Origin of the sequence: Sorangium sp. So ce375 (assembly GCF_051473855.1) — a bacterium.
GTDB lineage: Bacteria > Myxococcota_A > Polyangia > Polyangiales > Polyangiaceae > Sorangium.
Window position 1 is genome coordinate 5,762,150 of the sequence record NZ_CP150335.1, and the last position, 13,395, is coordinate 5,775,544.

The 13,395-nt window shown below is 69.6% G+C and carries 4 protein-coding genes; 3 read left to right on the forward strand and 1 reads right to left on the reverse strand.

All coding sequences use genetic code 11. The annotated features are described in order from the left end of the window. Positions 1-6 precede the first annotated feature (6 nt). Complete coding sequence (locus tag WME90_RS21325) at positions 7-753, reverse strand: hypothetical protein (RefSeq protein ID WP_437283005.1); 747 nt, start codon at positions 751-753, stop codon at positions 7-9. A gap of 405 nt (positions 754-1,158) precedes the next feature. On the opposite strand from WME90_RS21325, the gene WME90_RS21330 reads away from it, so the two are divergent. The 3 genes from WME90_RS21330 to WME90_RS21340 are packed head-to-tail and all read left to right on the forward strand — an operon-like array spanning position 1,159 to position 13,382. Beyond that, positions 1,159-4,470, forward strand: coding sequence for a non-ribosomal peptide synthetase (locus WME90_RS21330; protein ID WP_437283006.1), 3,312 nt, complete (start codon positions 1,159-1,161; stop codon positions 4,468-4,470). 19 nt (positions 4,471-4,489) lie between these two features. Further along, on the forward strand, positions 4,490-8,764 hold the full coding sequence (locus tag WME90_RS21335) for an amino acid adenylation domain-containing protein (RefSeq protein WP_437283007.1): 4,275 nt from the start codon (positions 4,490-4,492) through the stop codon (positions 8,762-8,764). 46 nt (positions 8,765-8,810) lie between these two features. Beyond that, on the forward strand, positions 8,811-13,382 hold the full coding sequence (locus WME90_RS21340) for a beta-ketoacyl synthase N-terminal-like domain-containing protein (protein WP_437283008.1): 4,572 nt from the start codon (positions 8,811-8,813) through the stop codon (positions 13,380-13,382). The last annotated feature ends 13 nt before the right edge of the window (positions 13,383-13,395 follow it).

Genomic DNA, 13,395 nt, shown 5'->3' on the forward strand with positions numbered 1-13,395 from the left:
GCCGGGTCAGCGCAGCCCGGCAGCGTGGAGCATCGCACGGGCAACGTCGTCCAGGGGGCGTGTGCTGTCGATCACGATATCCGCGGCCTGAGCCAGCACGCGCTGGCCGTGTACATGCAAGCGCCGGCCGAGATCCAGGTGGTAGCGCAGATCGGCGCGCAGCACATCGAGGATCCTCCCGCCGAGCTGCTCGCGCTCCTCCTCCATCCGACGAAGGAGGCGGCGGGCGAGGAGGACGTCGAAGGGAGCGTCCAGAAACGCCACGAAGTCGATGAGCGCGGCGATCTCCTTGAGTTCGCGCCCTATGGGCGCTTCGACCAGCACCACGCTTCCAGGCTGGACGACGCCCCCGCCAGGGAGGGTCACCGTTCGCCACTCGCGCAGCGCGCGGAGATCTCGTGCGAGCTGGGGCATCTGGTACGCCTCGACATCCGCGCCCCCTTCCAACCAGGCCCGCATGTCCATGGGGAAGGTGGAGACAGCCGCATAGCCGTCGAAGTGCAAGACCGGCGCGCCTCCGAGCAGCTCGGCGGCTCGGCGGAGCACCTGGGTCTTGCCCGCACCAGACAGGCCAGAGGCTGCGATCACGCGCACGGGCCCTGCTGCCATAGGGTCAGTGGCCAACATATCCGCTCGGAGCCTCGAGTCAACTCGCCGACCGAGATTTTGCGGCGCCTCGTCGGTCTTCAGCTGTCGAATGGTAACGCGAATTTGCGACAAAAAGAAAACGCGCTTGAGCGATGATGCCGGCACGCCTCGCGCCTCATCTGCTCCTCCCCTCTTCCGCTGGCGGCGACAGGCATGCCTTGAGAGTGAACTCCTCCGCGAGTGTCGAGGACAGAACGACGGAACGTTGCGATGTCTCCACCTCCGGCCGCCCGTCGTCGGCTGTTACCAAGGCCGATTCCGGCTGGTTGCAAGCGAGTGGGCGGAGCGGGCCGCGCCATCGACACAAGTGGGCGGAGCGGGCCGTGCCATCGACACGACGGCTTATGCATACACAAATTCGACTGGCAACCTAAAGGTCCGGGTTGACATCTTCTTGTTGTGCCCCAGGCTTCGCCACGGACCCTGGCAACCACGGCTGTAGAAAAGTCATGGCCTTTCCGACCGCGCTGGCGAAAGACATGTTCCTGCTGACATCAGGTTGAATGCGACATGACTGGTCCTCGCTGGTTCCCCTTGTCGCACGGGCAGGCTGCTCTCTGGTTCTTGTGGAAGCTAGCCCCGGAGAGCTGGGCTCATAACATCGTCGTCCCCGTGCGGGTACTCGGCGACTTCGATCCCGCCGCATTTCAACGTGCATTGCAGGCGCTCTCGGAGCGCCATGGGTGCCTCCGGATCGCCTTTGATGATGACTGCGAGCTCCGACAGCAGGAGCTCGCCGATCATCCGGTTCTCCTGGACCGAATCGATGCCCGCGGCTGGTCGCAGGCCGAGCTGGACGCTGCAGTGCTGGTCTGCGCCCGGCGGCCCTTCGATTTGGCCGCGAGCGCGGCCCTCGTCACCACGCTCTTCGAGCGCGGCCGAGACGAGCACGTGCTCGTCTTCTCCATTCATCACATCGTGAGCGACCTCTGGTCCTTCATCGTCATGATGGAGGAGCTGCGCGAGCTTTACCGGGCCGAGGTGTCCGGCGGCCCTCGGCTCTGCGAGCCGTCGATCAGTTATGAGCGCTTCGTGGCCGATCAGCAGCGATTGCTGGAAGGCGACGAGGGAGCGCGGCAGCTAGCCTATTGGCGGGAGGTCCTGACGGGCGAACATCCGGCGCTGGATCTCCCGGTCGATCGGCCCCGACCCCCGCTCCAGACGTTTCGCGGCGCCACCGTCAGGCGGGTCATTGACGCCGACTTGACCCGGCAGCTCAAGCTGCTGGCTGCGCACTCCGGGTGCACGCTGTTCATGGCGCTGGTGGCTGCCTACCAGGTGCTCTTGCACCGCTACACCGGACAAGACGAGGTCATCGTGGGGACACCCACCTCGGGCCGGCACCGCCCCGAGTTCAGTGACCTCGTAGGCTACCTCGTCAACATGGTCGCGCTGCGAGGCGATCTGAGCGGGGCGCCCTCGTTCCGTCATCTCCTCCGCCAGACGCGCGAGCGCGTGCTCGGCGCGATTGCGCACCAGGACTACCCTTTCTCGATCCTCGTCGACCAACTACAGCTCCCGCGCGACCTCAGCCGCTCGCCGCTCTTTCAGACCTCGTTCGTGTTGCGCCAGCGCTTCCACAGGTTCGAGGAGATGGGCAGGATCGTCCTCCCCGCGGTTGACGAGCCGGCGATCCCCTTCGGCCTGCTCGAGCTCGTGCCGCTGCCTGTGCCGCAGCAAGAGGGGCAGTTCGACCTGAGCCTCGAGATGAAGGAGGACGAGCGAGGCCGCCTCGTCGGAGCGTGGAAGTATGCGACCGATCTCTTCGACGCCGCGACGATCGAGCGGATGGCTGGCCACTTCGAGACGCTCCTGCGCGGGCTCATCGCGGAGCCCGATCGATCGATCGCCGAGCTCAACCTGCTCACCGAGGTCGAGCGGCGGGAGGAGATCGCCCGCGCTGCGGGGCCACAGGCGGCGATGCCCGAGGCCCAGTCGGTGGTCGAGCTCTTTGAGGCTCGCGCCCGCGAGCAGGGCGAGCGGGTTGCGGTGCGCAGTGGAGATCGGGCGATTCGATACGCGGAGCTGCTGCGCGATGTTCGGGCGGCCGCGTGCCATCTCGCGGAGCTCGGTGCCCAGCCCAACGACCTCGTCGCGGTGCTGCTGCCCCGCGACATTCCCTTCGTGACCTGGATGCTGGCCGCGAACCGGGCTGGCGCGGGCTTCCTCCTGCTCAACCCCCGGCACCCTTTCCAACGGATCACGCAGGTGCTGACGGCCGCTCGTACGCCGGTGGTGGTCAGCTCGCGGGCGGCGGGGCTCGAGCTCTGGGAGCAAATCTGCGCGTTCGCCAGCGCCCGCGGGATCCGGGTCGTGGACATCGACAGCCCGCTCCCGAGCTACAGCGGAGAGCCGCCTGCGCCGCCGCACGGCCGCGATGTAGCCTACGCGATGTTCACCTCGGGCTCGACCGGCGCGCCCAAGGGGGTGCTCGTCGAGCACACGGGAATGTTGAATCATGTCCTCGGTAAGATCGAGGATCTCGGCATGGGCGCGGACGACGTCCTCGCCCAGACCGGGCCCCAGACGTTCGACATCGTCGTGTGGCAATGCCTCGCCCCGCTGATCCAGGGCGGGATGGTGGCAGTGTTCAGCGACCCCCAGGCCGAGGATGTGGCCGAGCTCGTCCGCGAGGCGCAGTGCGCGGGCGTCACGGTAATGCAGCTCGTACCCTCGATGCTGCACGTGCTGATCGAGGAGGTCACAGGCGCCGAGGACGGGCCCCCGCCGCTGCCAGCGCTGCGCTGGATGGTGTCGACTGGCGACGCTCTCCCGATCGAGCTCTGCCAGCGCTGGCTCGAGGTCTACCCCGACATCCCGCTGCTCAACAGCTACGGCTCGACGGAGTGCTCCGACGACCAGTGTCACTACGAGATCCGCTGCGTGCGAGCTATCGACAAAACCAAGGCGATCGCCCCGATCGGCAGCCCGATCCGGAACATGGCAGCTTACGTGCTGGACCGTCAGCTCGCGCCGGTCCCGGTGGGTGTCATCGGGGAGCTTTATCTTGGCGGGCTTGGGATCGGGCGCGGCTATCTCCATGACCCGCGGCGGACCGCGGAGTCCTTCGTGCCCGATGGTCTCAGCAGCGCGCCGGGCGCTCGTCTCTATCGCACCCGGGACCTCGCGCGCCGGAGGGCCGACGGGAACCTCGAATTTCTCGGCCGCATCGACGACATGATCAAGATCCGCGGCTTTCGGATCGAGCCGGGCGAGATCGAGGCCGCCCTCGTCCTGCACCCGGAGATCTCCGAGGCCGCGGTGGTCGCCCGTGAGCACCCTTCAGGCGAGCGCGTGCTCGTGGCCTACGTGGTCCCGAGATCTGGCGAGGCGCCCGATGGCCACGCCCTTCGCGCGTTCCTCGGCTCGCAGCTGCCCCAGTACATGGTGCCGACCCTGATTTGTCCGATCCCGGCCCTTCCACTGACGAGCAACGGCAAGCTCGACCAGCGAGCCCTGCCCGTGGCCGACCGGGAGAACGCGGGCGAGCGCGAGCACGTGCCCCCGCGCACAAACACCGAGGCGAACCTCGCCGGGATCTGGGCCGAGGTGCTCGGGCTCGAGCGGGTCGGGACGAGCGACGACTTCTTCTCGATCGGCGGCGACTCGATCCGGAGCATTCAGATCGTGGCTCGCTGCAAGCGGACGGGGATCGAGCTTCGGCCGACCGACCTGTTCCTCCACCCGACCGTCGCGGCCCTCGCCGCGTATGTCGACCGGCAGCGCGAGCCGAACCGGCCGCTCCCCGTCGCGCCGGAGCTCCACGTATCCGCAGCGCACCTGGCCCAGGCGATCGCCCAGGTCGGGTTCGACGCCGATTGAGATGGATCAGGAGACCTCGATGACTGCTCGACCGGATGCCTATCCGCTCACCCCGATGCAGCAGGGCATACTGTTTCACAGCGTCTCTGGCGAGGCTGACGCCGTGTACGTCCATCAGCTCTGCCTCGCAATCTACGGGTCACTCGACGCACGAGCGTTTACGGCGGCGTGGCAGACCTTGCAGGAGCGCCATGCGGTCCTGCGCACGGCCTTCGCGTGGCGCGGGCTCCCGGAGCCGCTCCAGGTGGTCGGCCAGCGAGCCCGGCTCCCGCTCGAGATCCTCGACTGGCAGGATCGTGCCGACCCGGCCGAGCTCGCGACGCTGCGCGCGGAGGAGCGCGCCCGCGGGTTCGAGCTGAACCGCGCACCGCTGTTCCGGCTCGTGCTGGTCCACCTGTACGACGACGAGTATCGGCTCGTATGGACGTGGCACCACGCGATCCTCGACGCGTGGTCGGTGCCGATCCTGCTCAAGGAACTGCTCGCAGGCTACGGCGAGCATGCGAGGGGCCGGCCCCCCGAGCTCGCTCCGGTCCGTCCGTTCAAGGACTTCGTGGCCTGGCAGCGCGCGCAGCCCTCCGCGGAGGCGTGGTGGAAGGAGAGGCTGCGCGGGTTCACCGAGCCCACGCCGCTGACGATCGAGCACGTCGCCCGAGATCCCCGCTCCGAGCTCGGCTATGGGCTTGAATTCGTCCCCATGTCGCCGGACGAGGTCGCCGCGCTCAAGGCGGCGGCGCGGCGTCGACGGGTGACGCTCAACACCCTCGCTCAGGGGGCGTGGGCGCTGCTCCTGTCGCGTTACAGCGGCCGTCGGGACGTGGTGTTCGGGACCGCCGTCGCTGGTCGCCCGCCTGAGCTGGACGGCATCGAGCAGATGGTGGGCATCACCCTCAACACCTTGCCCGTTCGCGTCCAGCTCGACCCCGATCGCGAGCTTGAGAGCTGGCTTGTGGAGCTCCAGCATCAACAGGTCGAGGGGCGCCTGCGGGAGCACGTCTCGCTGAGCCAGGTCCAGTCGTGGAGCGAAGTCCCGGGCGGCACGCGGCTCTTCGACAGCTTGCTGGTGTTCGAGAACTTCCCGCTCGATCTGCAGAGCCTTCAGGCCAGCGACGAGCTGCGGGTTGGCGACTTCGAGTTCGTCGAACGGGGGGGCTTTCCCCTCGTCGTAATGCTCGAGATCCGCGATACCGGCAGGCTCGGGGGCGGCTGGGACGAGGATCGCTTCGACCGCGGCACGGTGCGTCGGCTGCTCGGCCACATGCGCCGGCTGCTCGCCCAGATGTGCGCCGCGGAGCCTCGCCGGCTCCGCGATCTGACGGTGGTCGACGCCGAGGAGGCCGCCGAGCTGCTCGCGCTGAGCCGAGGCGAGCGCCCGCTCGAGGGGACGCCGCGGACCTTGCACGAGCTCGTTCAGGCCCGCGGCAGCGCGTCGCCCGAGGCGACGGCGATGGTGTTCGCGGGGCTGGAGGATGGCGCGATCTCGTCGATCTCGTACAGAGAGCTCGTCGCGCAGGCGAGCGCGATCGCCGGGCGGCTCGTCCGGGCGGGGGTGTGTCGAGGTGATCGCGTGGTGGTGAGCATGCGCGCCTCGATCCTGCGGCTCGCGACCGTGCTGGGCGTGCTCCAGGCGGGGGCTGCCTACGTTCCTGTGGAGCCGAGCTTTCCGCAGATCCGCTTGACGGAGATCATCGCGGACAGCAGGGCCACGCACGTGCTCGTCGACGCCGACGACCCGAGGGCGCAGGTCAGCGGCGTTACGCGGGTCGGCCCAGGTTTCGAGCTGCCCGATGGCCCGCCGGTGGCTGTCGAGGTCGATGTCGATGACCTCGCATACCTCATCTACACATCGGGCTCGACCGGCCGGCCCAAGGGCGTCGCGGTCACGCACAGGTCGGCCGATCACCTCGTCCGGAGCCAGATCGAGGCGTTTCGGATCGACGCGGGGAGCCGCGTGCTCCAGTTCGCGTCGCTGAGCTGGGACGCCTCGGTGTCCGAGATCTTCACGGCGCTCGGCGCGGGCGCATGCCTTGTGTCGGCGCCTCGCCATCGGCTCGTGCCCTCGCGCGAGATGGTCGATCTGATCGAGCGGCTCGGGGTCACGCACGCGACGCTTCCGCCTTCGGTGCTCGCCCAGTTGCCGGTGGCCCCGCTGCCTGCCCTGCGGACGCTGGTCTCGGCGGGCGAACCATGCTCGGTGGACATCGTGAAGACCTGGGCGCCCGGGCGTCTCTTCCTGAACGCCTACGGACCCACCGAGACCACGGTCTGCGCGAGCCTGGGTCCTGCCGATCCGAGCTCGGATCGGCCTCCGTCCATCGGAAGGCCGCTGGGCGACGCGCGGGTGTACATCATCGATGATGAGCTCCGGCCCGTCCCGCTCGGGGTGGTGGGCGAGCTGTGCGTCGGTGGCCCTGGCGTCGCGCGGGGCTACTGGGGTCGACCGGAGCAGACCGCGGCCGCCTTCGTTGAGGACCCGTTCGCAGGCGTGGGCATGCAGATGTATCGAACAGGCGATCTCGCCCGCTTCCTCGCGGACGGGCAGATCGAGTTCGTGGGTCGTCGAGACCAGCAGCTCAAGCTCCGCGGCTTTCGGCTCGATCCGGGCGAAATCGAGGCGGTGCTCTGCGAGGATCCCTCGGTCAGCGCCGCGGCCGTCGATGCGCTCGGGGAGGAGTCGAGCGCGCGCTTGGTCGCCTGGACCATCGCGAAGCGCGACTACCCGGGTCCGCAATGGTGGCCGTCGATCGCTGAATACCTCGTCTACGACGAGCTCGCCTACCACGCGATGAGCAGCGACGAGCGACGCAACGAGAGCTACCGAAAGGCGCTCGCGGGGACCGTGCGCGACAGGGTCGTGCTCGAGGTCGGTCCGGGGCCGGAGGCCATCCTGTCTCGCCTCTGCGTCGAGGCCGGAGCCCGCAAGGTCTACGCGGTCGAGCTGCTGCGCGACACGTTCGAGGAGGCGTCTGCGCATGTCCGCGGACTCGGCCTCGCGGACGTGATCGAGGTGATCCACGCCGACGCCACGGCCGTCGAGCTGCCCGAGCAGGCGGAGGTCTGCGTATCCGAGATCGTCGGCGCGATCGGCGGCTGCGAGGGCGCTGCCATGATCATGAACGGGGTCCGGCGGCTCCTGTCCCCGGGCGCGCGGATGGTCCCCGAGCGCAGCGTCACGCTCTTTGCACCGGTCGAGCTGCCCGCCGCGCTCCTGGCCGAGCTCGCGTTCGACGCGCTGCCGGCTCGCTACGTCGAACGGATCTTCGCCGAGATCGGCTACCCCTTCGATCTCCGGCTCAGCGTGCGTGGGCTCGACTACTCGCACGTTCTCGCGGCTCCGCGGGTGTTCGAGGAGCTCGACTTTCGCGCCCCCGTCAACCCCGAGCGCCATGGCGCCGAGGAGTTCGAGGTTCAGCGGGAGGGGACGCTCCACGGGTTCCTGGTCTGGCTCACCCTCGATTGCGGCGCAGGCCCGGTGCTCGACACCCTCAAGCACGAGCACTGCTGGCTGCCCGTATTCTTCCCTGCGTTCCACCCCGGCGTGGCCGTGCGCGCGGGCGATCGAATCTCCGCGCACTGCCGCGCGGAGCTGTGTGAGGATCGGCTCCACCCCGACTACGGGGTAGATGGGACTCTCTATCTGCAGGGCGCAGAACCCGTGCCGTTTCGACACGACGCGCCTCACCACGCGCCCATCTTCAAAGCCACTCGCTTGTACGCCGAGCTGTTCGCCCGCGACACGGTGCCACGGCGGAGCGTCCCGCCCCGTCGGGGCATCGACCCAGACGCGCTGCTGCGGCGGCTCCGGACTCGGTTGCCCGAGCACATGATCCCGGCCGAGGTGCGGGTCGTGGACGAGCTTCCGCTGGCGGACAGCGGCAAGCTCGATCGCAAGGCGCTGCGCGGCCTGGGGTTCCACCGCGCCCGGCCTGTCGCTGACGACACGCCGCGCAACGAGGCCGAGCTGCTCGTCGCGTCGATCTGGCGCGACCTGCTCGGGATCGAGCGCGTTGGGCTGAGGACCAACTTCTTCGACGAGGGAGGTCACTCGCTGCTGCTGATCGAGGTCCAGGAGCGCCTGCGCCAGGCTGGCGTCGAGGTGCTCGTGACCGACCTTTTCGAGTTCCCGACGGTCGAGCTGCTCGCGGGCCACCTGTCCCGGGCCAAGCCGACCGACGTGCGCACCGAAGGAGCCGAGAAGGCCGCGGCGCGCCGCAGCGCGCTGGCCGCTCGCCGCGAGTCGCTGGCGTCGAGAGGGGCAGCGGGGCCGCGCGGGATCCCGCGGAGGTCGCGATGACAAGCTCCGCACGCAGGCTTGTACGCAAGCGAGGGATCCGCCTCCCATGAGCCAGCCCGACAGCGCGATCGCGATCGTCGGCATGGCCTGCCGGTTCCCGGGCGCGGACTCGCCCGAACAGTTCTGGCGCAACCTCTGCGCCGGAGTCGAGTCGATCCGCTTTTTTACGGACGAGGAGCTGCTCGCGGCGGGGGTCGCTCGCGACAAGCTCGGGCAGCCGGGGTTCGTAGCTGCCAAGGCGGTGCTCGATGGAGCGGATCGCTTCGACGCCGGCTTCTTCGGGTTCAGCCCGCGCGACGCGGCGCTGATGGACCCCCAGCAGCGCGTGTTCCTCGAGTGCGCGTGGGCCGCGCTCGAGCACGCCGGCTACACGCCCGATACGGCCGAGCGCGTGGGCGTGTTCGCGGGCAGCATCCTCAGCATGTACCTGCTGATGAACCTGTGGCCGAACCAGACGCTGATCGCGGGCGCAGGGAACATCCAGACCGGCATCGGCAACGACCCGACCTTCCTGGCCACCAGCACCTCCTACCGGCTCAACCTCCGCGGCCCTAGCATATCGATCGGGACCGCGTGCTCGACCTCGCTGGTCGCGGTCCAGGTCGCCTGCCAGAGCCTCCTGGCGCTCGAGTGCGACATGGCGCTCGCCGGAGGCGTCTCGGTCCACCTCCCCCTGATCAGCGGGTATCGCTTCGAGGAGGGCGGCATCTTCTCACCCGATGGCCACTGCCGCCCCTTCGACGCCGCCGCGGCGGGGACCGTGTCCGGCGACGGCGCGGGCGTGGTGGTGCTCAAGCGGATCAAGGACGCGCTCGCGGATCGCGACTTCATCCACGCGATCATCCGCGGATCGGCAATCAACAATGACGGGAGCGTGAAGGTCGGCTACACGGCGCCGAGCGTGGCCGGGCAGGCGATGGTCATCGCTGAGGCGGTAAGCATGGCCGAGGTCGACGCCGCGTCGATTGATCTGGTCGAGGCCCACGGCGCAGGGACGCCCCTCGGGGATCCGATCGAGGTAGCCGCGCTGATCGAAGCGTTCGGTAACGAGACACGCGGGAGATGCGCGCTCGGCTCGGTCAAGAGCAACGTCGGTCACCTCGACGCGGCCGCGGGCATCGCGGGGCTGATCAAGGCGGCGATGGCCGTGCGCCATCGGGCGATCCCGCCGACGTTGCACTTTCGCTCGCCCAACCCGAAGCTCGGGCTCGAGCGTAGCCCGTTTTATGTGAACACCCAGCTGGAGCCGTGTCGGCGCAGCGGCGCGATGCGGGCGGGGGTGAGCTCGTTCGGGATCGGCGGGACCAACGTCCACATCGTGCTCGAGGAGCCACCGCCCGTCGTGCGCGAGCCAAGCGAGCGGCCCTTCGATCTCCTGATGCTGTCGGCCCGAACGCCCGCGGCGCTCGACCAGGCGACCGAGCGGCTCGCGGACTTCCTGGCCGACGCAGACCGGGCCGACCTGCCCGACATCGCGGCGACGCTGCGCCGTGGCAGGCGCGTGTTCGAGTGCCGTCGCGTCGCCCTCTGTCGGCGAGACGGCGACGCGGCCGCGGTCCTGCGCGACCCGAGCTCGTGGATGGACGCGAGCTCGCGCCCCGAGCGGCCGAGCGTGGCGTTCATGTTTCCCGGGCTCGGTGAGCACTATGCAGGCATGGGCTGGGAGCTTTACTGCACGGAGCCCGGCTTTCGCGCGAGCGTGGACGCCTGTGCCGAGCTGCTGAAAGGCCGAATCGACATCGACCTTCGCGACGCCCTCTACCCCGGGCGAGATTGGCGGAAGCCCGCGCTCGGTGAGGTGGCTATGCCCTCGAGCGCGGGCAAACTCGACCTCAAGGCGATCATGGCGCGCGCGCGCGGGCAGACCCAGGCGAGCGTGGACGACCTCCCTCTGGTCGCGCAGCCGGCCATCTTCGTGATCGAGGTCGCGCTGGCGCGGCTGCTCGAGAGCTGGGGCATCCGCCCTGGCGTGATGGTCGGGTACAGCATCGGCGAGTTTGCTGCGGCCCATCTCGCCGGCGTGCTCTCGCTGGCCGATGCGGTCGAGCTGGTCGCCGCGCGAGCGCGGCTGATCCAAACCGAGGTCCCGACGGGGGCCATGCTCGCGGTGCCCATGGCGGAGTCGGAGCTATCGCCGCTTTTGACCGAGGGGTTGTCGCTCGCCGCCGTGAACGGGGACGCGCTGTGTGTGGTGTCGGGCCCCGAAGGCCTGGTCACCGACCTGCGCGCGCGGCTGAACGCGGCCCAGGTCAGCACCCAGCCGCTGCGCAGCACCCACGCCTATCACTCGACCATGATGGAGGCCATCTCCGAGCCGCTGCGCGCAGTGCTGCGTCAGGTGACCCTGCGCCCGCCGGAGATCCCCTACATATCGTGCCTCACCGGTGCGCCAATCACCGGCGACGAGGCCACGGATCCTGACTACTGGGCGCGGCACCTGTGTCGGACCGTGCGGCTGCAGGCCGCGCTGGATCGCTTGCTCGAGGACGGCGATCGCGTGCTGATCGAGGTCGGCCCCGGACAGTCGCTGAGCGCGCATGCGATCCGCCAGCGGGCCGCGAGGTCGCGCGACAACCGGGTCGTGCCGACGATGCGGCGGGCGTTCGACGGCCAGCCCGAGCTGAGCGCGCTCTTGCGCGGGATCGGTGAGCTCTGGCTGAGCGGCGTCGAGGTAGATCCGACCCGCTTCCTCGCGCGGGAAGGCGAGCGGCGCGTCCCGCTGCCGACCTACCCCTTCGAGCGCGAACGCCACTGGTATGACCCTCCGGACGCGGCCGCGCTCGCCCGGGTCACAGGTCGTCGACCCGATGTCGCCGACTGGTTTTACCTGCCCGCCTGGAAGCCGTCGGCGCGACCGCGCCGGCTGGGCTGCTCCGGGAGCTGGCTGGTGCTGGCCGAGCCTTCAGAGCTCGTCGAACGGCTGGTAGCGGGCCTCCGTCGCGGCGGCGCGAGCGTGACCCTGGGCTCGCTCGAGGACGAACTCCGTGGACTGGTCAGGGGCGCGAGCCCCCAGTGCGTCGTCCACCTGGGCCTGTGCACGGGACCGATGCCCGGGGAGCCGTCTGCGGAGCGCTTCGAGCGGCTCCAGGAGCGCGGCTACTTCGGCCTCGTGCGCCTGCTCCAGGCGATCACCGCCGAGGGCCTGGCGCTGCCCGAGCGCGTCTTCGTGGTCGCCGATCACCTCTTCGAGGTCGACGGTCAAGACGAGCTAGTCCCCGAGAAGGCGACGATCCGTGGTCCAGCGCTGGTCGCGCCGCAGGAGTACCCAGGGCTCGTGTGTCGGGTGCTCGACCCGGGCGCCGACGACGACGCGGCCAGGGCCGCGTGGCTGCTGGACGAGCTCGCGAGCGAGGCGAGAGATGCGGCCGTCGCCTTCCGGCGCGGGCGGCGGTGGGTCGAGGCCTACGAGCCTGTGCGCCTCGACGCGAGCGAGCCGCTGCGCGAGCGCGGCGTCTATCTGATCACCGGTGGCCTCGGCGGCGTCGGGCTCGTGCTCGCGAAGCGGCTCGCGCGTCAGGTGCAGGCTCGCCTCGCCTTGCTCGGGCGCCGCAGCCTGCCCGCGCGCGAGGAGTGGGCGTCGTGGCTCGCCGGTCGCGGAGAGCACGACGCGACCTCGCGGCGCATCCGCGCGGTCCTCGAGCTCGAGGCGCTCGGGGCCGAGGTGCTGGTGCTGGAAGCCGACGTGTCGGACCCGCGCGCGATGGACGGCGCGCTGCGGGCCGTGGACGCGCGCTTCGGCCGGCTGCACGGCGTCTTTCACTGCGCGGGTGACGTCGGCGCCGAGGCCTTTCGCGAGATCGCGCAGGCCGACGCCGCGCAGGCGCAGGCGCAGTTCAAGTCCAAGGTCCATGGCTTGCTGGTCCTCGATCGGATCCTCGCTGGCCGTGATCTGGACTTCTGCAACCTCGTCTCGTCGCTCTCGGCGGTCCTCGGCGGGCTCGGCTTCGCGGCCTATGCCGCCGCCAACCTGTTCATGAACGCGTACGCTGCACGCAAGCGGCGGGCGAGCGAGGTTCCATGGACGAGCATCGACTGGGATAGCTGGCGGCTCGACGACGTCCGCCCGGTCATCCACGGGCTCGGGGCGAGCGTGAACCAGTTCGAGATGAGCCCCGCGGAGGGCGCCGAGGCTTGCATGCGCGTGCTGGCCCAGCGCGACCTCGCGCGCGTGGTGGTCTCCTCGGGCGACTTGCACGAGCGGCTCCGGCAGTGGGTAGGCAAGGCGCCCGAGGCTCCGCGCACCTCGACGCAGCTCCACGCTCGCCCGGACATCGGCACGCCGCTCGTGGCGCCGTGCGGGCCGCTGGAGCGTGAGCTGACCGAGATCTGGCAAGAGCTGTTCGGTATCGCAGAGGTCGGCGTCCACGATGATTTCTTCGCCCTCGGCGGCCACAGCCTGCTCGCGACCCAGCTCAACGCGCGGCTCTACGCGCGCCTTCACGTGGAGATGTCGCTCTCGGAGCTCCTCCAGGCTCCGACGATCGCGGAGCTCGCCAGGATGATCGCCCACCGACGCACCGAGAAGGCCGAGCCCAAGCTCCTCGAAGCGCTGCTCGCTGAGGTTGAAGGACTCTCGCCAGATGAGGTCGAGCGGCTACTCGCTCAGGAGATCATTTGAGCCGAACGTAGAC